This window comes from Sphingomonas sp. J315, assembly GCF_024666595.1.
Taxonomy (GTDB): Bacteria; Pseudomonadota; Alphaproteobacteria; order Sphingomonadales; family Sphingomonadaceae; genus Sphingomonas.
This window is the reverse complement of sequence record NZ_CP088296.1, coordinates 2658492-2680646: the sequence shown is the minus strand read 5'-3', so window position 1 is coordinate 2680646 and position 22155 is coordinate 2658492. Positions and strand designations below refer to the sequence as shown.

Here is a 22155-nt window from a genome sequence, read left to right as displayed (position 1 = left end):
GGTGGCGCGCGCGCTCGCCCCGGTCATCGCGCGCCAGCAATGGCGGCGGCTGGTGCGCGACCGGCGGCTCGGCGTCCTCGCGCTGGCGATGCTGCTGGTGCTCTGCACGGCAGCGCTCGCCGGGGCGGCGCTGCATCAGGTGCAGGAGCGCGAACGCGCCGCCGCGCAGATCGAGGAAGCACGCGTCTGGGCGATGCAGGGGCCAGCCAATCCGCATGGCGCCGCGCATTTCGGACGCTATCTGTTCAAACCGGTGTCGCCGCTCGCGGTGATCGATCCGGGCCTGCTCCCACAACTCGGCACGTCGCTGAAGCTGGAGGCGCATTCGAACAACCCGGCGCGCAACCGGGGAATCGACGGCGGCACCACGCTCGACCGCTTCGGCGGGCTGAGCCCGGCGGCGCTGTTGCAGGTGCTGGCACCCTTGCTCATCATCCTGTCGGGCTTCGCCGCCTTTTCGGGTGAGCGGGCACGCGGGCTGTTGCGACAGGAGCTGGCGGCGGGAGCGTCGCCGCGGACGCTAATGGCGGGACGACTTGCCGGTCTCGGTCTGATCGTCCTGCTCATGCTGACGGTCGCGCTCGTGGCAAGCGCGGTCGCACTGTGGCTGGCGGGCGGGACTGCGGCGCATCTTGTGCCCCTGCTCGGGATGACCGCCGGTTATGCTTTGTATCTATTCGCCTTTGCCGCACTGACGCTGGCAGCATCGGCAGCCTTTGCCTCGGCGCGCACCGCACTCGTCATCCTGCTCGCTTTCTGGGCCATGGCGACATTGTTCGTGCCCCGCCTCGCGCCGACGATTGCTGAAGCCGCCGCGCCGACGCTGTCGAGTCCGGCATTTGAGGCGGCGGTGACGAAGGAAGTGATGGAAGGGCCGAGCGGCCACGACCCACGAGATGCCCGGCTCGAGCGCCTGCGCCAGGACACGATGCGGCGCTATGGCGTGTCGAAGATCGAGGATCTGCCGATCGACTTCAACGGCGTCGCTTTCTTTCATGGCGAGGCACTGTCGACCGCCATCTATCGCCGCCATTTCGCCGCGCTGTATGATGGCTATGACCGGCAGTCGGGCATTCAGCGCGCGCTGGCCCTTGTCTCGCCCGTTCAGGCGATCCGCCCCTGGTCGGCGGCGATGGCGCAGAGCGATCAGCACGCGCACCGGCGCTTCCTCGAACAGGCCGACGGGTTCCGCTACGATCTGGTGCAGCGACTGAACCGCGCGATTATCCACCGGCCCAAGGGTGGCGACGGGCCGTACATGACCGATGTCGCCGCGATCACGCGCGACGCCAAATTCGTCGCAACACCCACACCGCTGCGCGAGGCGCTGTCGCGTCACTGGATCGATCTGGCGATCCTCGCCGGTTGGGCGGCGCTCGCCTTGTTGCTCGCCCTTGCCGCGACACGAAGTCTAGGGAAAGCAAGCGCATGACGGCCCGTTCCGAAGTGACGCGGCTGGAGGCCGTGCGCGCCTGGCGCGATCCGGTGATGCGCGTGATGCTCGTCCTGTTCGCGATTGCGGCCGGTTATGCGGCCCTAACCGGTGGGCACTGGGCGCAAGCGCGGCAGGAAGCGGTCAACATCGCGGTGGCCGAGGCAGACACGATCATGGCGGATCGACGCAAAGCCTTTGTCGAAACGCTCGCCAAGGGTGAGAAACCCAATTTCGGCCTGATCTACGCGACCGCGCTCCCGTTCCGCGCGGGCCTGCCCAACGCCCCGCTCGCCGCGCTGTCGACGGGGCAGGCCGAGGGCTATCCGGCGGCGGCGAGCATCGCCCCCTTTGTCGATCCCTGGACGATCTTCGACGCGCATGCGACCGGCCTCGAAAGCCCGGCGGTGCTAGCCGCCGGACGTTTCGACCTGGCGTTCGTCATCGTGGTGCTGTTGCCACTGCTGCTGATCGCGGCAACGTATGACTTCTGGTCGCGCGACGTCGAGAATGGCAGCGCGCGGTTCCAGCTGGCCCAGCCGGTGCGCCCGGCCCACCTGATCCTGACCCGGGCGGCGGTGCGGGGCGGCGGTCTGCTTGTCGCGGCTATTGTAATTGCGATCGGCTGGCTGGTTGCGGCAGGGGCTCGCGACATCGGCAGTCTCGCACTGGCCGCTTTGGTCATGCTCGCCTATGGCGGGGTCTGGATCGCGCTCAGCATTGTCATCAACCTGCTGGTTCGCGCATCGACCACCGCCGCGCTGGCGGGCAGGACGGCATGGCTTGCGCTCGTCGTCCTGATCCCGGCAGCTTGTGCCGCGCTCGCCGATCTCGCAGCGCCGCCGCCATCGGCGATGGCCTATACCAACGCCATCCGCACCGCTGGGCTGGACGTGCGCGCCGCGAACCGCGATGCGGCCCGCGCCGCTGCCACGGCGGACTCGGGGCGCGCCTACCCCGCCTCGCTCTGGCACAGCCGCAACGAGATCCAGCAGCGCGACGCGCGGCTCGGCCCGATCCATCGCGCTTATGCCGATGGCTGGGCGCGTCACCGCGCGCTTGAAGGCACGCTATCGCTCCTATCCCCCGCAGTGATCGCGCAGGGCGCGCTCGACCGGATCGCCGGGACCGGCTCGGATCGCGCGCTGGCCTTTCAGCACCAAGCCCGCGCCTTTGCCGGCGACGTTCGCCGACTTGCCTTTGGCTGGATGGACGAGGAGCGGCTGATGACACTTGCCGATTATGATCGCCCATTGCCGCGCTTCGCCTTTGTCGAGCCGGGACCTGCGGGGCCGCTGACCCGCGATATCCTGATCCTGCTCGGATTTGCTTCGCTGTTGCTGGCGCTGGCCGCCCTTCGCCTGCGCCGCGGCGCCGCCCAATTGCTCTAAGGACTTCCGCCATGCTCGAAGCCATCGGCCTCACCAAGGATTTCGGCACGCACCGTGCGCTCGACACCCTCGACCTCCGCGTCAATCAAGGCGAAATCGTCTGCCTCCTGGGCGCCAACGGCGCAGGCAAGACGACGACGATCAACCTGTTTCTGGGCTTTCTCGAACCGAGCGCAGGCGAAGCCCGGGTCGACGGCGTCGATGTGCAAGCCGATCCAGTCGGCACCAAGCGCAAGCTGCTCTACGTCCCCGAACAGATCGCGCTGTTCGGTGAGCTGACGGGCGTCGAGAACCTCGCCTATTTCGCCGCGCTGTCGGGTATCCAGGAGCGGACGACGACGTTCCTGCGGCAATGTCTTGCCCAGGCGGGCCTCCCCCGAAGCGGCACTGGAGCGGCGCGCTTCGGGCTATTCGAAAGGCATGCGGCAAAAAGTCGGCCTGGCGCTCGCCATCGCCAAGCAAGCGCGCGCTCTGCTGCTGGATGAGCCAACGTCGGGCCTCGACCCGCAGGCGTCCGCCGAGTTCCACGCGCTGATCGTGCGCCAGCGCGATGCTGGCGCGGCGGTGCTGATGGTCACGCACGACCTGTTCCGCGCGCGCGAGGTCGGCAACCGCATCGGCTTAATGCGCGAGGGCAAATTGCGGCGGATGATCGACGCGGCGGATATTACCGCGTCCGATCTTGAACGACTATATCTCGAAGAGATGGGTCGGGCACTGGCCTGATCAGTTCTGTGACTGATGCACCTTCCGGTTGCGACGTGGAAATGGGCCTCACGGCTCCAAGCGACATCTGAACGAAAGACTGCTTTCGGGGGCGATCGTTTTGGGGCTGAACGGCGGTAATTGGGGCGCTTAGCTGCCATCCCCCTTGCAATGTTGGACCTGATATGTTCTCATCCCCCGGTCGCATTCCGACCGCTCTTTGACCCCGTCGATCGCACCGCCGCAGGCCTGCGCGTACCCGCCGCGCAAAGCTGACAGCTTGCCTTACACACAGCACATTTTTGTCAGTTTCGTCTGCGGACTGTCGCCCCGGAGCCGTCCGAAGCTGACAGGATGAGGCGCGTTGCGCGGAACTTCGTCAGTTTCGCGACCACCATATTGGACTGGACGACCTTCGCGGCCGTTGCCCGGGCTCGTCCCGTCAACCTTGACTTGTGTCAGCCCCACTGCCATATCGCGCCGCAGCGAGGCGTTATGCAGCGTGATCGGGCCATAAGGGGGTACCCCAACGGCTCCGGCTCCGCCTCGGTTGATTGCTCGGCTTCCCATATCACGCGGGTCGTCATTTTTTGACCCCGCCTCCGCGCGTGCATTCGGCATGCGCGATGGCCGTTTATGCAAAGAGTTTCCATGACCAAGTTCAATACCCTCGGCCTGTCCGAGATCACCCTCGCTGCGCTCGCGGCAAAGGGCTATACCGACGCGACGCCGATCCAGGCGCAGTCGATCCCGGCGCTCCTCCAGGGCCGCGACCTGCTCGGCATCGCCCAGACCGGCACCGGCAAGACCGCCGCATTCATGCTCCCCTCGATCGAGCGCCTCGTCGCGTCGAACAAGCGGGCGCAGCCGCGCGGTTGCCGCATGCTCGTCCTCGCGCCGACCCGCGAACTGGCCAGCCAGATCGCGCAGAGCGCGCGCGACTATAGCAAGGGCACCAAGCTCAGCGTCGCCACCGTGTTCGGCGGCACCTCGATCCACAAGAACAAGACCGATCTGGCGCGCGGCGTCGACATCGTCGTTGCGACCCCGGGCCGCCTCGTCGACCTGATCGAACAGAGCTATGCGATCCTGCTCGGCATCGAAATCCTGGTGCTGGACGAGGCCGACCAGATGATGGACCTCGGCTTCATCCATGCGCTCAAGCGCATCGTCCGCGAGCTGCCCAGCAAGCGCCAGACCCTGTTCTTCTCGGCCACCATGCCCAAGTCGATCCGCGACCTCGCGACCCAGTTCATCAAGGACCCGGTCGAGGTGAAGGTGACCCCCGTCGCCACCACCGCCGAGCGCGTCGAGCAGTTCGTGACCCACGTCAACCAGACCGAGAAGCAATCGCTGCTGACCATCGCGCTGCGCGACGAGGACGATCGACCGCGCGCTGGTCTTCACCCGCACCAAGCATGGCGCCGACCGCGTCGTGAAGCTGCTGGCGGCCAGCGGCATCGCGTCGAACGCGATCCACGGCAACAAGAGCCAGCCGCAGCGCGAGCGCGCGCTGGGCGAGTTCAAGTCGGGCAAGGTCAAGATCCTGGTCGCGACCGACATCGCCGCACGCGGCATCGACGTGTCGGGGGTCAGCCATGTGTTCAACTTCGAACTGCCCAACGTCCCGGACCAGTATGTCCACCGCATCGGCCGCACCGCGCGTGCCGGCGCGACCGGCATCGCCATCAGCTTCTGCGCCGATGACGAGCGGCCGTACCTGCGCGATATCGAGAAGCTGATCCGCCAGAAGGTGACGATCCAGCCGCTTCCCGAGGACTTCATGGCGCAGTCGGCCAAGATCAAGTCGAGCCGCGGCCCGATCCCGATCAGCCGCGACGAGATGAACGGCCGCAACGGGCGGACGATGCAGGATCGCAACGCCCATCACCGCGCCGCCCAGCGCGACCGCGGCCCGCGCGGCAACCCCGCCGGTGACCGTCCGCAGGGCGAGCGTGGCGAGGGCCAGCGCAGCACGCTCGGCGCCAGCTACGCCCCTCGCGCCGCTGAAGGCGCGGGCGAAAAGCCGCGCTTCTACGGCCCGCGCAAGAAGAAGTTCGCCCCGCGCCCCGCTGGTGCCACCAGCGGCCAGCGCAGCGGCGGCAATGGCGGCGGCCAGCGCCGGGGCTAACCTGCTCTCCCCTCCCTGCGTGCAGGGAGGGGAAGTCGGCCTACCTCCGTCCCGGCCCGCGTCCGCGCCGCCGCGCGGCCTCGTCGTCACGCCCCGCGATCAAGCGCTCGGCGCGCTCCGCCCCAGCCGTCGCCTCATTCCCCCGCGCCCGATCAGCGGCGCGGCGCGACGATACAGCGCCAGCGCCTTGTCATACTCCCCGCCGACTCGGCACAGAGGCCCAGGTCGAAGGTGATCGACGGATGATTCGGTGCCTGCTGATCCATCGCCGCCCAGGCCGCGCATGCGCCCCGCAGGTCGCGCTGGGTCTGCCGCACGACATCCTTGAACGGGCGCACTTGGTCCTTGGGCAGTCCCTTGGTGCTTTCCCGGAAGCGGATCGAATAGTCCTCTACCGACGGCACGATGTCGCGCCGCACATTTTCGGCGATGTCGATGATCATCCCGCGAATCGCCTCCTCGGTGGTGCGCGGCGGGTTCTGGCCCCGGCACCAGCTGGTTTCGTCGCGGCGCGGGCGTGACACACTATAAAGGACTCGCCCGTCCGGCCCGGCGAGGCGCAAATCAGCGTTCACGTTGATGACGCGGCGGGTGCAGTCCTTCTCGACCTCCTCTTCCCGCAGGCACTTGCCGTCGCGCTTGCCGCCCTCGCGCTCGACGCATTCCTTTTCCTTGCGCTTGAAGCGGCTCTCCTGAACCCCGGTGACGACATTGCCGTTGAGCAATCCGTCGGCATCGCCGCCGCGCCCGCCGACCAGATCGAAATGCGTTCGCCCCTCGATATCCGGTCGGCCAAGCGCGCGTTCGATCGCCATCCCCAATTGCATCCCGTCCTCGCCTCCGATTCGCCCGATGCGCAGCGAATCGAGCATCGCGGCGTCGCGATAGGGAGCGGCAAAGCGACCGGTCATCCGCGCGCTTTCGGCATGGGCAGCAGGAGCGAGCGCGATGGCTGCGGCGAACAGCATCGCTGTACGGGTGGGCGTCGAGATCATGGCATTCCCCCAAATGCGTCAACGGGGCATTGTTTCGCACTCGTGCCCATTTCGGGCAACCCAGTTCACGTTCCAGCCGTCATCACCTGGTCACACAGGTTGCATCCGCGCCCCCCCTTTGCTAGGCGCGCGCCAACCCATCGGGGGTGCCGGTTCGGCATGCCCCCGAATCCCAATGGGGCCATTTCTAGAGTCCAAGAGGAAACACGCGTCCGTGGATAATTCCGGCGGTATCCAAGCCAGCTTAAGCGGTCGCTATGCCACCGCGCTGTTCGATCTGGCCCGCGAGGGTGATTCGATCGCAACGGTCAGAATCGAGCCTTGCGACGGTCAGCCGGGCGCTGACCGACTCGGCCGATTTCGCCGCGCTGACCAAGAGCCCGCTGATCGGTCGCGATGCGTCGGCACGCGGCGTGGCGGCGGCGGCGGGTGCGATGAAGCTCGACTCGCTCACCACGCGCTTCCTGGGCGTGCTGGCACAGAATGGCCGCCTGTCGGCGCTGCCGGGCATCATTCGCGATTTCGCGACGCTGGCCGCCCGCCATCGCGGCGAAGTGACCGCCGCAGTCACCTCCGCCCACCCGCTCGACGCGAAGCAGGTGGCAGAACTCAAGACGCAGCTGCGCACACGTGTCGGCCGCGACGTCAATGTCGACCTGTCGGTCGATCCCTCGCTCCTTGGCGGGCTGGTCGTGAAGATCGGCTCCCAGATGATCGACAGCTCGATCAAGACCCGTTTGAACTCACTCGCCCACGCGATGAAAGGCTGAAGGCTAAGACAATGGATATCCGCGCCGCAGAAATCTCGAAGGTCATCAAGGACCAGATCGCCAATTTCGGTACCGAGGCAGAGGTCAGCGAGACCGGCCAGGTACTGAGCGTCGGTGACGGCATCGCGCGCGTCCACGGCCTCGACAACGTCCAGGCGGGCGAAATGGTCGAGTTCGCCAATGGCGTGCAGGGCATGGCGCTCAACCTCGAAGCCGATAACGTCGGTATCGTGATCTTCGGCTCGGACTCGGAGATCAAGGAAGGCGACACCGTCAAGCGCACCGGCACCATCGTCGACGTTCCGGTCGGCAAGGGCCTGCTCGGTCGCGTCGTCGACGGTCTCGGCAACCCGATCGACGGCAAGGGCCCGATCGTCTCCGACCAGCGTTCGCGCGTCGAAGTGAAGGCACCCGGCATCATCCCGCGCAAGTCGGTGCATGAGCCGGTGCAGACCGGCCTCAAGGCGATCGACGCGCTCGTCCCCGTCGGCCGTGGCCAGCGCGAGCTGATCATCGGCGACCGTCAGACCGGCAAGTCGGCTGTCGCGATCGACACCTTCATCAACCAGAAGACCGTCAACGCCGGCACCGACGAGAGCAAGAAGCTCTATTGCGTGTACGTCGCCGTCGGCCAGAAGCGCTCGACCGTCGCACAGCTCGTCCGCACGCTCGAAGAGAATGGCGCGATGGAATACTCCATCGTGGTCGCCGCGACCGCATCGGACCCCGCCCCGCTCCAGTTCCTTGCGCCCTACACCGGCTGCGCGATGGGCGAGTATTTCCGCGACAACGGCATGCACGCCGTGATCGTCTATGACGACCTGTCGAAGCAGGCGGTCGCCTATCGCCAGATGTCGCTGCTGCTGCGCCGCCCGCCGGGCCGCGAAGCCTATCCGGGTGACGTCTTCTATCTGCACAGCCGCCTGCTGGAGCGCGCGGCGAAGCTGAACGAGGGCAATGGCTCGGGCTCGCTCACCGCGCTGCCGATCATCGAAACGCAGGCAGGCGACGTGTCGGCGTACATCCCGACCAACGTGATCTCGATCACCGACGGTCAGATCTTCCTTGAAACCGACCTGTTCTTCGCGGGCATCCGCCCGGCGATCAACGTCGGCCTGTCGGTGTCGCGCGTCGGTTCGTCGGCACAGACCAAGGCGATGAAGAAGGTGTCGGGCTCGATCAAGCTCGAGCTCGCCCAGTATCGCGAAATGGCCGCGTTCGCGCAGTTCGGTTCGGACCTCGACGCCTCGACCCAGAAGCTGCTGAACCGTGGCGCACGCCTGACCGAACTGCTCAAGCAGCCGCAGTTCTCGCCGCTGCCGTTCGAAGAGCAGACCGTGTCGATCTTCGCCGGCACCAACGGCTATCTCGACAGCGTCGCGGTGCAGGACGTCGTCCGTTACGAAGCCGCGATGCTCGCCGAAATGCGCAGCAAGCACGCCGACATCCTGACCGCGATCCGCGACAGCAAGGATCTGAGCGACGACACCAAGTCGAAGCTCAAGGACGCGCTCGCCGCGTTTGGCAAGACGTTCGCGTAATTAGCCCTCTCCCCGCTTGCGGGGAGAGGGTTGGGAGAGGGGCATGAAGGCTCCGCTTCCGACCCCTCTCCCCCGGCCCTCTCCCCTGAAGGGGAGAGGGAGAAGGAAAGAAGAATGGCCTCTCTCAAGGCACTCAAAGTCCGGATCAACTCGGTCAAGTCGACCCAGAAGATCACCAAGGCGATGAAGATGGTCGCCGCCGCCAAGCTGCGCCGCGCGCAGGAAGCGGCGGAGGCCGGGCGTCCCTATGCGCAGCGGCTCGAAAGCGTCGTCGCCAGCCTCGCGTCGAAGGTCGCGGGCGGCCCCGGCGTGTCCCCGCTGCTCGCCGGCACCGGCAAGGATCAGGTCCATCTGTTCGTCGTCGCGACGAGCGACAAGGGCCTGGCCGGCGCGTTCAACACCAACATCGCCCGCCTGGCGCGCCGCCGCGCGCAGGGAGCTGATCGCCGAAGGCAAGACGGTCAAGTTCTACACCATCGGCCGCAAGGGCCGCGCGGTGCTGAACCGGCTGTTCCCGAACAGCTTCGTCCACGGCATCGAGCCGGGCGACCTCGGCAAGCTCGGCTTTGCCGACGCGCGCGGCTATGCCGACGACCTGATCGCGCGCTTCGAGGCCGGCGAATATGACGTCGCCCATCTGTTCTATTCGAACTTCAAGTCGGTCCTGACCCAGGAGCCGACCGAGCAGCAGCTGATCCCGGTCAAGATTCCGGAAGTCGCTGTGGTCGAGGAAGGCGCTGCCGTCACCGAGTACGAGCCCGACGAGGAATCGATCCTCGCCGACTTGCTGCCGCGCAACGTCGCGATCCAGCTCTACCGCGCAATCCGTGAGAACGCCGCGTCGGAGCAGGGCAGCAAGATGACCGCGATGGACAATGCCACGCGCAACGCTGGCGATCTCATCAAGCGGCTGTCGATCCAGTATAACCGCGCGCGCCAGGCCGCGATCACGACCGAACTGGTCGAGATCATCTCGGGCGCCGAGGCACTGTAAGATGCGTGCGTTGTTCCTCCTCGCTGCGACCGTCGCGCTCGCGGGCTGCAACCAGCAGCCTGCCGAGCAGCCGACGCTTGCGCAGAACGAGGCGGCGGCGCGCGAGGCGGCGGCGGATCTCAAGGGCTGGGACCGCGTATTCGGCTACCCGACCGAGACGATCGGCCGCCTCAACCAATATGGCTATCGCATCGGTGCCTATGCTGCCGCGGGCACCGGCTTCGCGGCCAAGGGCACGGACATCACGCTGTCGCAGTCGGGCGCAAAGACGCCGAACAAAGGCAATGTGTCCGTCACCGGTCCCGACGCTGCGGCGATCGATAGCATCGCCTTCTCGCTCGCGCTTACCGACGACGCCAATGCCGAGACCGCGAAGAAGCGGCTGACCGACATCGTCCGCGCCTTCCTGTTCCAGTACGGCATCGACGACAAGAAGGCGCTCGACGCCATCGCCTCTGAAACCGCCACCGAAGGCAAGATCGGCGACACGCCCTTCGCCATCGCGCTGACCAAGGGCGATGCCGCCCGCACCCTGACCGTGACTTTCCGCCGCCCCTCCGCTACGGCCCCGGCCGAGGCGATGGTCGGCAATTCCCAACAACCCTGATCGCATTCGCCAAGCAAGGACTTGAAGAACATGGCAACCGCAGCCCCCACCGCAGACAAGCCCGCGCGCAAGCCGCGCGCGACCAAGCCCAAGGCGGACAGCGCCGCAACCGCAGCGCCCGTCGCCGCCGCCGGCACGGGCCGCATCGCGCAGGTCATCGGCGCGGTGGTCGACGTCAGCTTCGACGGTGAGCTGCCCGCGATCCTCTCGGCGCTCGAGACGGACAATAACGGCCAGCGCCTCGTGCTCGAAGTCGCGCAGCACCTCGGCCAGAACACCGTCCGTACCATCGCAATGGACGCGACCGAGGGTCTGACCCGCGGCCAGGCAGTCACCGCCACCGGCGCACAGATCCAGGTCCCGGTGGGTCCGGCGACGCTCGGCCGCATCCTCAACGTTGTCGGTGAACCGATCGACGAGCGCGGCCCGGTCGCAACCGACCTGCGCGCGCCGATCCATGCCGAGGCTCCGCTGTTCGTCGACCAGTCGACCGAGAGCGCGATCCTCGTCACCGGCATCAAGGTAATCGACCTGCTCGCGCCCTACGCAAAGGGCGGCAAGATCGGCCTGTTCGGCGGTGCCGGCGTCGGCAAGACCGTTCTCATCCAGGAACTGATCAACAACATCGCCAAGGGCCATGGCGGCACCTCGGTCTTCGCGGGCGTGGGTGAGCGCACCCGCGAGGGTAACGACCTCTACCACGAGTTCCTCGACGCCGGCGTGATCGCCAAGGACGCCGACGGCAACGCGATCAGCGAAGGGTCGAAGGTTGCGCTGGTCTATGGCCAGATGAACGAGCCGCCGGGCGCGCGCGCGCGCGTCGCGCTGTCGGGCCTGACCATCGCCGAATATTTCCGCGACGTCGAAGGTCAGGACGTGCTGTTCTTCGTCGACAACATCTTCCGCTTCACCCAGGCGGGCGCGGAAGTGTCGGCACTGCTCGGCCGCATCCCGTCGGCGGTGGGCTATCAGCCGACCCTGTCGACCGACATGGGCGCGCTCCAGGAGCGCATCACCTCGACCAACAAGGGTTCGATCACCTCGGTTCAGGCCGTGTACGTCCCTGCGGACGACTTGACCGACCCGGCACCTGCAACCTCGTTCGCCCACTTGGACGCGACCACGGTTCTCAACCGTGCGATCTCGGAACTCGGCATCTATCCGGCGGTCGATCCGCTGGACTCGACCAGCCGCGTGCTCGAGCCGCGCGTCGTCGGTCAGGAGCATTACGAGACCGCCCGCGCCGTCCAGTCGATCCTGCAGAAGTACAAGTCGCTGCAGGACATCATCGCGATCCTCGGAATGGACGAGCTGTCGGAAGAAGATAAGCTGACCGTCGCCCGCGCGCGCAAGATCCAGCGCTTCCTCAGCCAGCCGTTCCACGTCGCCGAAGTCTTCACCGGCATCCCGGGCGCGTTCGTCCAGCTGGAAGACACGATCAAGTCGTTCAAGGCGGTCGTGAACGGCGAGTACGATCACCTGCCCGAATCGGCCTTCTACATGGTCGGCGGCATCGACGACGTCGTCGCCAAGGCCGCCAAGATGGCCGCCGAGGCGTAAGCCCTCTTAAGCCCCTCCCCTTCAGGGGAGGGGCTTGAGGTGGGGCAGTAATCACAGGGGCCGGGTGCGCGTTGATACGCCCCACCCCAACCCCTCTCCTGAAGGGGAGGGGCTAGGAAGAAGAACATGCTGCACTTCGAACTCGTGACCCCCGAAAAGCTGCTCCGCTCGGAGGACGTCCACATGGTGGTGGTCCCCGGCAGCGAGGGCGATTTCGGCGTGCTGGAGGGCCATGCGCCCTTCATGTCGACGATCCGCGACGGCAATATCGAAATCTACAAGACCGCGTCGAACCAGTCGCCGGAGGTCATCCGCGTCGAGGGCGGCTTTGCCGAGGTCAATGAACAGGGTCTGACGGTTCTGGCCGAGAAGGCTGGCTGAGCCCGACGCCCTACCGCGTGCTCCTGGAAAGACAGGAGCGCAGAGTTACGAGGGGCATCGCTCAGTGACCCTAGGCGCCTGCCTTCGCAGGAGTCGGGAAAAGACAAAGGCCGCAGGGACAACCCTGCGGCCTTCTTCGTTCTTCCCCTGCCCCGCAGGGGAGGTGGCATCGCGAAGCGATGACGGAGGGGCGCCCTCGCAGAGGGCGGAACTTTGCCGAGAGGTCACGGCTGCCTTCGTAGCCGCCCCTCCACCACCCGCTGCGCGGGCGGTCCCCCTCCCCCAGCAAGCTGGGGGAGGAATAGAAGCTCACCCGCGCTGATATTCCATCGCGCTCACCCACCCCTTCGCGCTCCCGCGTTCGACCTTCAGGGCATCGCCGGTGCGGGTGAAGCGCAGCCGCGCGGTCCCCTGCCTTGGTCGGCATTTCGAACGTCACGCTCTGCGCATCGCGGGCGACCTCGGTGAACCGGCTCGGCGGGATTGAGGGCAGTGCCAGCTCCAGCACCGCCCTGTCGCCCAGCGTATCGAACGTCAGTTCCGCCTTCGCGCCCTGCATCGCCGCGCTCGTCCCCTCTTCGCTGCACATGACGCCCTGCTTGGTGGGGCCACATTTCATCTCCAGCCCGCCACCCCGCCAGATGCCGCCCAGCCAGTCGAGCTGCCGACTCGCCGCAACGGGCGCAATCGGCGCGGGAGCAGTCGCGAGCCCGGTAGGCGCGGCGAACATCGTGAACAGCGAAACGAGGAAGGTGAACATGCAATAACCCCTGTGATCAAAAGTCACAGCCGCACTCGCATTCTCACCCGCCACGGGCCATGGTCAGGATCGGTCAAGGGACGCGGGTGTAAGCCCAGCGCATCGGCCTGCTGCCGTCGGCCAGCGCGATCTCCGCGTTCAGCATCTCGCCCTCGCGCCAGTAACGGATGCGCTGCGGATAATCATGGCCGGGATTGCCGAAGGTGATGCCCTGCGCCTCGCGCTTGCTCTCGCGGAATGCCACGGCGGGAGAACCGCGCGGCGATCCGTAGAACACGACCGCCTCGGCGCTCAGCTCGATCCGCATATACTCGAAATCGCGCGTCTTGCCGTCGCGCACCGTCTGGCTGGTCCCCAGCATCATGCCGCCACGCGCCGGTCCCCACAGTTCACAGGTCTGGCGGCCATTGACGGCCACAGTACACCATTCGCCTTCCAGCCAGGCCAGATCAGGCGGCGAATCAGCGACTGGCGTCACCAGCATCAGCATTAGTCTCAGCATCCGCCCCTCCGAGCCGCCAAGCTGTTGATGGTTAGGAACTTGTCAAACCTTGGCGGCTATTCCGTTGACCGTAACCTATAGCGGGGAGTTGGTGTGAGCGCATTCGGACGTCGCAGCGGACCTGGGGGAGGCCCGGGACGGCCAGCCTTCGGCGTTGCACGCCCGATGCAGGGCGGCGGTTCCGCTCGCCCGGTCGAGCCGGCGGGCGGCGAGCAATTTCCGCCGCTCCATGACGTGCCCCTGCCAGGTGCCTCCCAGACCCAGCCCGAACCCGCCTCAGGCGGCACGACGGGCAACCAGTCGACCACCGAAGCGATGCAGCGCCTGGCCGATCGCCAGGCCGCGACCGGCGAGCCGAGCAGTTCCCGAACCGAAGGCTTCGAGGCGTCGATCCACCGGATCAAGGAACAGGTGCTCCCGCGCCTGCTCGAGCGAGTCGATCCCGAAGCCGCAGCGACGCTGAGCAAGGACGAGCTGGCCGAGGAATTCCGACCGATCATCGGCGAAGTGCTCGCCGAGCTGAAGCTGACGCTCAACCGTCGCGAACAGTTCGCGCTCGAAAAAGTGCTGGTCGACGAGTTGCTCGGCCTCGGTCCGCTTGAGGAGCTGCTCTCCGACAGCTCGATCAGCGACATCATGGTCAATGGCCCCGATCAGACCTTTGTCGAGCGCAAGGGCAAGCTCGAGCTGGCCAACATCCAGTTCCGCGACGAGGAGCATCTGTTCCAGATCGCCCAGCGCATCTGCAACTCGGTCGGCCGGCGCGTCGACCAGACCACCCCGCTCGCCGACGCGCGCCTCAAGGATGGCAGCCGCGTCAACGTGATCGTGCCGCCGCTGTCGTTGCGCGGCACCGCGATCTCGATTCGCAAATTCTCAGACAAGCCGATCACGCTCGACATGATGGCGGGCTTTGGATCGATGTCGTCGAAGATGGCGACGATGTTGAAGATCGCGGGTGCCTGCCGCTTCAACGTCGTCATCTCGGGCGGTACCGGCTCGGGCAAGACGACGATGCTCAATGCATTGTCGAAGATGATCGACCCGGGCGAGCGCGTGCTGACGATCGAGGACGCGGCGGAGCTTCGTCTGCAACAGCCGCACTGGCTTCCGCTCGAAACCCGCCCGCCGAATCTTGAAGGTCAGGGCGAAATCACGATCCGCGACCTGGTCAAGAACGCCCTTCGTATGCGCCCGGATCGCATCATCCTCGGCGAAATTCGCGGGCCTGAATGCTTCGATCTCCTGTCCGCGATGAACACCGGCCATGACGGATCGATGTGCACCCTCCACTCCAATTCCCCACGCGAATGCCTCGGCCGCATGGAGAACATGGTGCTGATGGGCGACATCAAGATCCCGAAGGAAGCGATCAGCCGCCAGATCGCCGATTCTGGTCGACCTGATCGTTCAGGTAAAGCGCCTGCGCGACGGCAGCCGCCGCGTCACCAACATCACCGAGGTGATCGGGATGGAAGGTCCGGTGATCGTGACGCAGGAATTGTTCAAGTTCGAATATCTCGACGAGAGCGCCGACGGGAAGATCATCGGCGAGTATCGCTCGATGGGCCTGCGCCCCTATACGCTTGAAAAGGCGCGCTCATTCGGCTTCGACCAGGCGCTGCTGGAAGCGTGCCTGTAAACACCGCGGGCAGCCTACTCCCTCAACGGGACATTAACCACGACCGCAACCGCTGGCGCTCCCCTGCCCCACGCTTAGCATGGCGCACATGGAGTTCCGCGCGATCGTGATGCTGCTGACCGCCCTGATCGGCCTGGCCGTGCCCGCTGATCGCGTTGCTGCGGCGCCCGCGGTGATGCACCTCGCCGCCGATACCGAAGCGCGCTGGGTGAGCTTCGAGCTCACCGCAGGCAACCAGATCCGCTTTCGTACCCTGCTCAATGGCCGTTGGGTCGATGCGCTGCTGGACACCGGCGTCACCGATTCCGCCGTCTCGACCCGGTTTGCCCACACCGCAGGACTGAAGCCGCTGGTCGCGGGCCGCGCCGATGCGATCGGGGGCAGCGTTGCGCTTTCCTGGACCGGGATCGACCGGGTCGAGGTCGGCGGGTTGGTCCGCACCGGCGGTCGGGTCGCGATCATCGACGCCGATCCGCGCGTCACCGGCAACGCGCCGGTCGACCTGTTCGTCGGGTCCGACCTGCTTGCCGGCCATGCGCTCGAGATCGACTATGACACACAGCGCTTTCGCCTGCTGCCGAGCGGACGCATGCCATTTCGGGGCGTGACGCTACCGCTGCGCCTCGCCGAGCGCTCTGGCCTTTATCTCAGCGAGCTGGATCTGGGCGGACGCAACGTGCGGCCGGTCATCGTGGATACCGGCGATGGCGGCATGGTCAGCCTGACGCGCAGCTTCTGGCAGGCCAGCGCATCCGCCGCTGTGCCGACCACCACCGCGATCTCCTGGGGACTAGGCGGCGTGGTCGAGAGCGAGGTCGCCATTCTCCCCGCCCTGCGCATCGGCGGACTCGCCGCGGAGGTCGAGCTGCGCGTCGAACCGGACACCGGCTTTTCCGGTCGCAAGGGCGCGGCGGGGCGGATCGGCGGCGGTCTGCTGCGGCGGCACCGCGTATTGCTCGACCCCCGTGCGGGCCGCATGGTCCTCGCGACCGGCGCGCGCGCCGACTGGCCAGTGACGCGATCGACCAGTGGCCTGATGGTGACGCAGGAGCGCGATCAGCTGCGCGTCCTCCACGTCATGCGCGGCAGTCCCGCCGCCGCAATGGGATGGCGTGCAGGCACGCTGATCTGCGCCGTCGATGGGATGCCCGCGGCCGACGCCGCACGCGACTGGGCAACCGGTGTTCCAGGCCGCCGCGTCAGACTGACCCTGTGCGAAGGGGGCGAACGCTCCCTCACCCTCGCCCGGTTCTACTGACACGCGAGTCCAGCTTGCGGGGGAAGATGGTGGGCTACGCTACCCGCCCTTCAGCGCCAGCGCCGCGCCGGCGATCGCAAGCACCAGCGCCATTACCTGAATGAAGGTCCAGGGTACCCAGCCGACCTTGTCCAGGTCGTGGCGCTTGCTCCGTCGCCATTCGGCGACACCGCTCACCCCGACCAGTGCGACCATCGCGCCCACTCCGATCCACAACGGCCCTTGCATCGCCCTTCGCACCACTCCAAACCACGCGCCAGAACAGAGAGGAGCCTTTCATGCGCTACACCCTGCCCGCCATCGCGCTATCCGCGGTCGCCCTGACCGCAGCCGCCGCCATCGGCGCGCCCCAGATGGGCAAGCCGAGTGCCGAATTGAAGGCCGCAGTCGCTGCCTCCACCCGCACGCCCGCCAATGTCGCCCGCGACAAATACCGCAACCCCGTCGAAACGCTCGCCTTTTTCGGCGTGAAGCCGACGCACACCGTGGTCGAGCTCTGGCCGGGCGGCGGCTGGTATTCGGAGATCCTCGTTCCCTATCTGAAAAAGGGCGGCGGCACCTATTATGCCGCGTCGCTCGCGTCGCTGTCGGGCGGGACCAATCGGCTGATGGCCGCCAATCCCGACCTCTATGGCGGGATCAAGACGGCGATCTTCCCTGTCTTCGCCCCGGACGAAACCAAGGTGCCGGACGGCAGCGCCGACGTCGTCCTCACCTTCCGCAACGTCCATAACTGGAAGATGGGCTATCAGCGTCCCGACAAGGCCGACTATTCAGCAGAGGCGTTCAAGCAGATCTTCGCGATGCTCAAGCCCGGCGGCGTGCTCGGCGTCGTCGACCACCGCCTGCCCGAAAGCGCCGATGCCGAGCGCGAGCGGACGAGCGGCTACATCAAGACCTCGACGATCAAGAAGCTCGCCGCCGATGCCGGATTCAAGCTGGTGGCGGAAAGCAACATCAACGCCAACCCGAAGGATACCGCCGACTGGAAGGACGGCGTGTGGACCCTGCCGCCCAGCTATCGCCTGAAGGATGTCGATCGCGCCAAATACGAGGCGATCGGCGAGAGCGACCGTATGACGCTCAAATTCCGCAAGCCCAATCCAAGCAAGCGGGGCGGCTGAACCGGTCGGGGGGCGGTCCGCGCCGCCCCCCGCCATCTCATTGCTTGTGCACCACCCCGGCACGCATCACGAAACCGACCGATTTCAGCAGCCGCACATCCTTCAGCGGATCTCCGCTCACCGCGATGATGTCCGCGCTCTTGCCCGGTTCGATGCTGCCCACTTCCTTGGACAGGCCCAAGAGGTCGGCGGCATTCACCGTCGCAGCGACGATGGCCTGCATCGGCGTCATGCCGTGCTTGACCATCAGTTCGAACTCGTCGCCGTTGCGGCCATGCTTGGACACGCCCGCATCGGTGCCGAACGCGATCTTCACCCCTGCCGGAACCGCCTTTTCCAGCGCCTTGCCGGTGATCGAAATGCGCCAGTCGATCTTCGCACGCACCGCAGGCGGATAGGCGTTCGGGTCCTTGGCAATGCGCTCCAGATAGCCGTTCACCGTCGATAGCGTCGGGACATAATAGGCGCCCGTCTTCTTGAAGAGCGCAATCGCCTCGTCGTCCATCAGCGTGCCGTGCTCGACCGAATCCGCGCCCATCTTCAGCGCCAGCGTGATGCCGTCCGCGCCATGGGCGTGCACCGCGACCTTCTTGCCATAGAGGCGCGCGGTCTCGACGATCGCCTTTGCCTCATCGTCGAACATCTGCTTGCCCAGCCCTGCACCGATCCGGCTGTTGACCCCGCCGGTAGTCGCGATCTTGATGACGTCCGCCCCGCGCGCGACTTGGTTGCGCACCGCCTTGCGGCATGCATCGGCCCCGTCGCACAGATTTTCGATGTTCATCGCCGGGTGGAGATCCTCGACCACGCCCAGCCGCCGGTCCATATGCCCGGAGGTGGTAGAGATGGACCGCCCCGCATCGACGATGCGCGGCCCGTCGGTCCAGCCGCGTGCGATCGCCTCACGCAGCGCAAGCGTCGCGCCGTCATCGCCCAGATTGCGGACGGTGGTGAACCCCGCCATCAGCGTCTTGCGCGCGTTCCACTGCGCCTCGAACGCGCCCAGCTCCTTGCTCTCGGTAAAGCCGGCCAGCAGCCCCTCCTGCCCGGCGCGGTCGGAACTCAAATGCACATGGCTGTCGATCAGCCCCGGCAGCACCATCCTGTCCCTGAGGTCGATGACCGGCGCGTCGCCCAGCGGCATGACATGGCCGTCATAGACGCCCACGATCACCCCGCCACGCACCGCGATCGTGCTTGCCCCGCGCGGTGCCTGTGCCGGCCGGTCGAGCAGCGCGCCGGCATGGATATAGCGGTCGGGCCGCTCGGTCGCCTGCGGCTGCGCGAGCGCGGTCCCGGCGAGCAGGCCCGCAGCGACGACGACGATCCAGGACTTCATGGCATTCCCCCTTCAGATACGCGAAGGGCGGAAGGCTATTGCGCTCAGCCGAGCTTGTCGACCTGATCCTTGAGCGCGGACAGCTGTGCCTTGAGCGCGGCGATCTCGTCGTCCTTGCTCTTCTCCGGGGCGGCTGCGGCCGGCGGGGCGGGTGCGGCGGAGCCGGGGCTCGCGCCGGGCTTGAACGCCTCTGCCGCGGCTTCGAACATCTGCAGGTTGCGCTTGGCGATCTCAGCAAAGGGCGAGTTGGCGAACGCGCCCTCGACCGCCGACTTGAACTGTTCCTGATTGCGACGGAAGCTGTCCATCGACGCCTCCAGATACCCCGGGACCATCGCTTGCATCGAATCGCCATAGAGCGCGATCAGCTGGCGCAGGAAGTTGACCGGCAACAGCGTCTGGCCACGCGCTTCCTCTTCCATGATGATCTGCGTCAAAACGTTATGCGTAATATCTTCATCGGTCTTCGCATCGACGACCTTGAAATCGCGCCCCTCGCGCGTCATCGCAGCGAGATGGTCGAGCGTGATGTAGGACGAGCTTTCGGTATTGTAGAGTCGCCGGTTCGCGTACTTCTTGATGATGACCGGGCCGTCCGTCTGCGCTGTCTTTTTCATGCTCGCCCCCAAGGGTATTTGACATGGCCCTAACATCTTTCATTGCCGCATCGCAACACGGGCCACGCCCCCTTCCGCTGTTTCTCGATCTGCTGCGCAACGAAACCGCAGCATCGCCCGATCGGCGTGCGGCGGCACTGGCGGGGCTGGCGGCCTATCAGTCGGCGCGCCGCCCACGCGCGCGACGCCCGTTGCCGGCGGTGGCGCAAGCGGGGCGAGCGACGCTACGCGATTATGGCGGAACGGGGATTCCGACCGTGTTCGTGCCCTCGCTGATCAATCCGCCGATGATCCTCGACATGCGCTACCGCCGATCGCTACTGCGCTGGCTGTCGCGGCAGGGGGTGCGCCCGCTCTTGGTCGATTGGGGCAGCCCTACGCCGCACGACCGCGATTGCGACGTGACGCAGCATGTCGAGGAGATGCTGATCCCGCTGCTACGCAGCATCGGCGAACCGGTGGCACTCGCCGGATATTGCATCGGGGGCACGATCGCGGCAGCAGCAGCGCAGGCAGTGCCGGTGCGCGGCCTCGCTATGATTGCTGCGCCCTGGCGGTTCGAGCGATTCGGGACGGAGTCTCTGGAACGGATCGATTCGATCTGGCAGGCGGCGCACGACACCTGCGACGCGCTCGGCCTTGTCCCGATGGAGGTGTTGCAGGCCGGATTCTGGCAACTCGACCCGGCGCGCACGATCGCCAAGTTCGAAAAATTCGCACGGCTAGATCCCGCAAGCGCGGCGGCGAAGAACTTCGTCGTGCTGGAGGATTGGGCAAATGCCGGCGCGCCACTAACCTTTTCCGCCGGGCGACAGATGTTCGACGATTTCTTCACCGCAGATTTGCCCGGAGATGGCCGCTGGCGGGTGGCAGGACAGATCGTTGATCCGCTGGCCCTGACCTGCCCCACGGTCGAGTTCGTTTCGCTCACCGACCGCATCGTCCCCGCCACCAGTGCGGTAGGCTTTGCCGACCAGCGCAAGCTCCGCCTCGGCCATGTCGGCATGGTGGTCGGCTCGTCCGCGCGACAGTTTCTGTGGCAACCTCTTGCCGACTGGCTAACCGCCCTCCCCGCGACTAGATAGCGCGGAAAGTTCCTCGCAGGAGTCGTTACCCATGACCGAAGTCGTGATCACCGCCGCCAAGCGCACCCCCGTCGGCAGCTTCCTCGGAGCCTTCGCCGCCACCCCCGCGCACGAACTGGGCCGCATCGCGATCGAGGCGGCGCTGGAACAGGCCGGCGTCAAGGGCGAGGAGGTGTCCGAAGTGATCCTGGGTCAGGTGCTCACCGCCGCGCAGGGCCAGAACCCGGCGCGTCAGGCGTCGATGGCGGCGGGTGTTCCCAAGGAAGTCCCGGCATGGGGCCTCAACCAGGTCTGCGGATCGGGTCTGCGCGCGGTCGCGCTCGCCGCACAGGCGGTACAGACCGGCGACGCCACCATCGTCGTCGCGGGCGGGCAGGAATCGATGTCGCTCGCAGCGCACGCCCAGACGCTGCGCGCAGGCGCGAAGATGGGCGATGTCGCGCTGGTCGATACGATGATCAAGGACGGCCTGACCGATGTGTTCAATGGCTACCACATGGGCATCACGGCGGAAAATCTGGCCCAACAATATCAGGTCAGCCGCGGCGAGCAGGACGAGTTCGCCGTCCGCTCGCAAAATCTTGCCGAAGCAGCGCGTGCAGAGGGCCGCTTCAAGGACGAGATCGCCCCGGTGACGATCAAGGGCCGCAAGGGCGACACCGTCGTCGATCAGGACGAATATATCCGTGCCGGTGCGACGCTGGACGGCATTTCGGGCCTGCGCCCGGCATTCAAGAAGGACGGCACGGTCACAGCGGGCAATGCATCGGGCCTCAACGATGGCGCTGCAGCTCTGGTGGTGATGAGCCGGGACGAGGCCGAGAAGCGCGGCGCGCCGATCCTTGCCACGATCAAGAGCTGGGCAACCGCCGGCGTCGACCCGTCGATCATGGGCATCGGCCCGGTCCCGGCGTCGAAAAAGGCGCTGGAAAAGGCCGGCTGGACCGTCGCCGACCTCGACCTGATCGAGGCGAATGAGGCGTTCGCCGCACAGGCTTTATGCGTCGGCAAGGAGCTCGGTTTCGATCCGGCCAAGGTCAACGTCAATGGCGGCGCGATCGCAATCGGGCATCCGATCGGCGCGAGCGGCGCGCGCGTGCTGACCACGCTGATCTACGAAATGGCGCGCCGCGACGCAAAAAAGGGACTCGCGACTCTGTGCATTGGCGGGGGCATGGGAATCGCGATGTGCATCGAACGGAAGAGCTGATTTCCCTTACGAACGAATCGAACAACCATGCGATAGTGCCGTGATATTTTATATCTCAGCATTCTTGCTGCACTGCAAAATTGTGGCAATGTTGCAACAGCAAGACGCTCA

Annotated in this window: 18 protein-coding genes and 4 pseudogenes; 16 read left to right on the top strand and 6 right to left on the bottom strand. The window is 66.3% G+C overall.

The genetic code is table 11. The features are described from left to right. Window position 1 precedes the first annotated feature (1 nt). From LRS08_RS13675 to LRS08_RS13655, 5 genes and pseudogenes are all read left to right on the top strand, one after another. Entirely contained in the window at window positions 2-1432 is a 1431-nt protein-coding gene (locus LRS08_RS13675; RefSeq protein WP_260480847.1) for a DUF3526 domain-containing protein, read from the top strand. Then, window positions 1429-2823, top strand: coding sequence for a DUF3526 domain-containing protein (locus LRS08_RS13670; protein WP_257843172.1), 1395 nt, complete (start codon window positions 1429-1431; stop codon window positions 2821-2823). Before LRS08_RS13675 ends, LRS08_RS13670 begins: the two co-directional genes overlap by 4 nt. Window positions 2824-2834: 11 nt before the next feature. After that, window positions 2835-3308 (top strand): ATP-binding cassette domain-containing protein, encoded by a 474-nt coding sequence (locus LRS08_RS13665; protein WP_260480846.1) that lies wholly within the window; start codon window positions 2835-2837, stop codon window positions 3306-3308. Next, the gene (locus tag LRS08_RS13660) at window positions 3244-3549 is read left to right on the top strand and encodes an AAA family ATPase (protein ID WP_260480845.1); all 306 of its coding nucleotides are present in this window, start codon (window positions 3244-3246) and stop codon (window positions 3547-3549) included. The genes LRS08_RS13665 and LRS08_RS13660 overlap by 65 nt, the downstream gene beginning before the upstream one ends. Before the next feature lie 630 nt (window positions 3550-4179). Continuing rightward, window positions 4180-5659: pseudogene (locus tag LRS08_RS13655) on the top strand (DEAD/DEAH box helicase). A gap of 152 nt (window positions 5660-5811) precedes the next feature. On the opposite strand, the gene LRS08_RS13650 reads toward LRS08_RS13655, so the two are convergent. Further along, window positions 5812-6654, bottom strand: a complete 843-nt coding sequence (locus LRS08_RS13650) for a hypothetical protein (protein WP_260480844.1) — start codon at window positions 6652-6654, stop codon at window positions 5812-5814. 214 nt (window positions 6655-6868) lie between these two features. Between LRS08_RS13650 and LRS08_RS13645 the strand changes: the two are divergent. The 6 genes and pseudogenes from LRS08_RS13645 (at window position 6869) to LRS08_RS13620 (ending at window position 12507) form a co-directional block, all read left to right on the top strand. Continuing rightward, window positions 6869-7424: pseudogene (locus LRS08_RS13645) on the top strand (F0F1 ATP synthase subunit delta). 11 nt (window positions 7425-7435) lie between these two features. After that, window positions 7436-8965 (top strand): F0F1 ATP synthase subunit alpha, encoded by a 1530-nt coding sequence (gene atpA / locus LRS08_RS13640; RefSeq protein WP_257843177.1) that lies wholly within the window; start codon window positions 7436-7438, stop codon window positions 8963-8965. A gap of 114 nt (window positions 8966-9079) precedes the next feature. Then, window positions 9080-9959: pseudogene (locus tag LRS08_RS13635) on the top strand (F0F1 ATP synthase subunit gamma). Between the two features lies 1 nt (window position 9960). Continuing rightward, on the top strand, window positions 9961-10566 hold the full coding sequence (locus tag LRS08_RS13630) for a hypothetical protein (RefSeq protein WP_257843179.1): 606 nt from the start codon (window positions 9961-9963) through the stop codon (window positions 10564-10566). Between the two features lie 30 nt (window positions 10567-10596). Then, complete coding sequence (gene atpD, locus LRS08_RS13625; protein WP_257843180.1) at window positions 10597-12126, top strand: F0F1 ATP synthase subunit beta; 1530 nt, start codon at window positions 10597-10599, stop codon at window positions 12124-12126. 126 nt (window positions 12127-12252) lie between these two features. Beyond that, window positions 12253-12507: an ATP synthase F1 subunit epsilon gene (locus LRS08_RS13620; RefSeq protein WP_260480843.1), complete on the top strand. Its 255-nt coding sequence runs from the start codon at window positions 12253-12255 to the stop codon at window positions 12505-12507. 70 nt (window positions 12508-12577) lie between these two features. On the opposite strand, the gene LRS08_RS13615 is transcribed toward LRS08_RS13620, so the two are convergent. Further along, on the bottom strand, window positions 12578-13267 hold the full coding sequence (locus LRS08_RS13615) for a hypothetical protein (RefSeq protein ID WP_260480842.1): 690 nt from the start codon (window positions 13265-13267) through the stop codon (window positions 12578-12580). 73 nt (window positions 13268-13340) lie between these two features. Next, on the bottom strand, window positions 13341-13769 hold the full coding sequence (locus tag LRS08_RS13610) for a DUF6265 family protein (protein WP_257843182.1): 429 nt from the start codon (window positions 13767-13769) through the stop codon (window positions 13341-13343). A gap of 93 nt (window positions 13770-13862) precedes the next feature. On the opposite strand from LRS08_RS13610, the pseudogene LRS08_RS13605 reads away from it, so the two are divergent. Further along, window positions 13863-15411, top strand: a pseudogene (locus tag LRS08_RS13605) (CpaF family protein). A gap of 88 nt (window positions 15412-15499) precedes the next feature. Continuing rightward, on the top strand, window positions 15500-16669 hold the full coding sequence (locus tag LRS08_RS13600; RefSeq protein WP_257843184.1) for an aspartyl protease family protein: 1170 nt from the start codon (window positions 15500-15502) through the stop codon (window positions 16667-16669). Window positions 16670-16708: 39 nt separating this feature from the next. Here the strand turns inward: LRS08_RS13600 and LRS08_RS13595 are convergent, their stop codons facing one another. Then, window positions 16709-16864 carry a hypothetical protein gene (locus LRS08_RS13595; protein WP_257843185.1) on the bottom strand — a complete coding sequence of 52 codons (156 nt, stop codon included), beginning with the start codon at window positions 16862-16864 and terminating at the stop codon, window positions 16709-16711. An 83-nt stretch (window positions 16865-16947) separates the two neighbouring features. Here LRS08_RS13595 and LRS08_RS13590 point away from each other — a divergent pair, with 83 nt between their 5' ends. Continuing rightward, window positions 16948-17793: a class I SAM-dependent methyltransferase gene (locus tag LRS08_RS13590; RefSeq protein WP_257843186.1), complete on the top strand. Its 846-nt coding sequence runs from the start codon at window positions 16948-16950 to the stop codon at window positions 17791-17793. A gap of 37 nt (window positions 17794-17830) precedes the next feature. Here LRS08_RS13590 and LRS08_RS13585 read toward each other — a convergent pair whose 3' ends face one another. Beyond that, window positions 17831-19132, bottom strand: a complete 1302-nt coding sequence (locus tag LRS08_RS13585) for an amidohydrolase family protein (RefSeq protein WP_257843187.1) — start codon at window positions 19130-19132, stop codon at window positions 17831-17833. 44 nt (window positions 19133-19176) lie between these two features. Beyond that, a complete protein-coding gene (gene phaR, locus LRS08_RS13580) occupies window positions 19177-19749 on the bottom strand; it encodes a polyhydroxyalkanoate synthesis repressor PhaR (RefSeq protein WP_260480841.1) in 573 nt (190 codons plus the stop codon). Between the two features lie 23 nt (window positions 19750-19772). Here phaR and LRS08_RS13575 point away from each other — a divergent pair, with 23 nt between their 5' ends. Together LRS08_RS13575 and LRS08_RS13570 are read left to right on the top strand one after the other, a co-directional pair. Further along, window positions 19773-20834, top strand: coding sequence for an alpha/beta fold hydrolase (locus LRS08_RS13575; RefSeq protein ID WP_257843189.1), 1062 nt, complete (start codon window positions 19773-19775; stop codon window positions 20832-20834). A gap of 31 nt (window positions 20835-20865) precedes the next feature. After that, window positions 20866-22044, top strand: a complete 1179-nt coding sequence (locus tag LRS08_RS13570; protein ID WP_257843190.1) for an acetyl-CoA C-acetyltransferase — start codon at window positions 20866-20868, stop codon at window positions 22042-22044. Window positions 22045-22155 lie beyond the last annotated feature (111 nt).

What these genes read in the sequence shown, in the direction of transcription:
- LRS08_RS13670 (WP_257843172.1), top strand. Translation starts at nt 1,429, where the DNA reads ATGACGGCCCGTTCCGAAGTGACGCGGCTGGAGGCCGTGCGCGCCTGG.
- LRS08_RS13665 (WP_260480846.1), top strand. Translation starts at nt 2,835, where the DNA reads ATGCTCGAAGCCATCGGCCTCACCAAGGATTTCGGCACGCACCGTGCG.
- LRS08_RS13660 (WP_260480845.1), top strand. Translation starts at nt 3,244, where the DNA reads ATGCGGCAAAAAGTCGGCCTGGCGCTCGCCATCGCCAAGCAAGCGCGC.
- LRS08_RS13650 (WP_260480844.1), bottom strand. Translation starts at nt 6,654, where the DNA reads ATGATCTCGACGCCCACCCGTACAGCGATGCTGTTCGCCGCAGCCATC.
- atpA (WP_257843177.1), top strand. Translation starts at nt 7,436, where the DNA reads ATGGATATCCGCGCCGCAGAAATCTCGAAGGTCATCAAGGACCAGATC.
- LRS08_RS13630 (WP_257843179.1), top strand. Translation starts at nt 9,961, where the DNA reads ATGCGTGCGTTGTTCCTCCTCGCTGCGACCGTCGCGCTCGCGGGCTGC.
- atpD (WP_257843180.1), top strand. Translation starts at nt 10,597, where the DNA reads ATGGCAACCGCAGCCCCCACCGCAGACAAGCCCGCGCGCAAGCCGCGC.
- LRS08_RS13620 (WP_260480843.1), top strand. Translation starts at nt 12,253, where the DNA reads ATGCTGCACTTCGAACTCGTGACCCCCGAAAAGCTGCTCCGCTCGGAG.
- LRS08_RS13615 (WP_260480842.1), bottom strand. Translation starts at nt 13,267, where the DNA reads ATGTTCACCTTCCTCGTTTCGCTGTTCACGATGTTCGCCGCGCCTACC.
- LRS08_RS13610 (WP_257843182.1), bottom strand. Translation starts at nt 13,769, where the DNA reads ATGCTGAGACTAATGCTGATGCTGGTGACGCCAGTCGCTGATTCGCCG.
- LRS08_RS13600 (WP_257843184.1), top strand. Translation starts at nt 15,500, where the DNA reads ATGGAGTTCCGCGCGATCGTGATGCTGCTGACCGCCCTGATCGGCCTG.
- LRS08_RS13595 (WP_257843185.1), bottom strand. Translation starts at nt 16,864, where the DNA reads ATGGTCGCACTGGTCGGGGTGAGCGGTGTCGCCGAATGGCGACGGAGC.
- LRS08_RS13590 (WP_257843186.1), top strand. Translation starts at nt 16,948, where the DNA reads ATGCGCTACACCCTGCCCGCCATCGCGCTATCCGCGGTCGCCCTGACC.
- LRS08_RS13585 (WP_257843187.1), bottom strand. Translation starts at nt 19,132, where the DNA reads ATGAAGTCCTGGATCGTCGTCGTCGCTGCGGGCCTGCTCGCCGGGACC.
- phaR (WP_260480841.1), bottom strand. Translation starts at nt 19,749, where the DNA reads ATGAAAAAGACAGCGCAGACGGACGGCCCGGTCATCATCAAGAAGTAC.
- LRS08_RS13575 (WP_257843189.1), top strand. Translation starts at nt 19,773, where the DNA reads ATGGCCCTAACATCTTTCATTGCCGCATCGCAACACGGGCCACGCCCC.
- LRS08_RS13570 (WP_257843190.1), top strand. Translation starts at nt 20,866, where the DNA reads ATGACCGAAGTCGTGATCACCGCCGCCAAGCGCACCCCCGTCGGCAGC.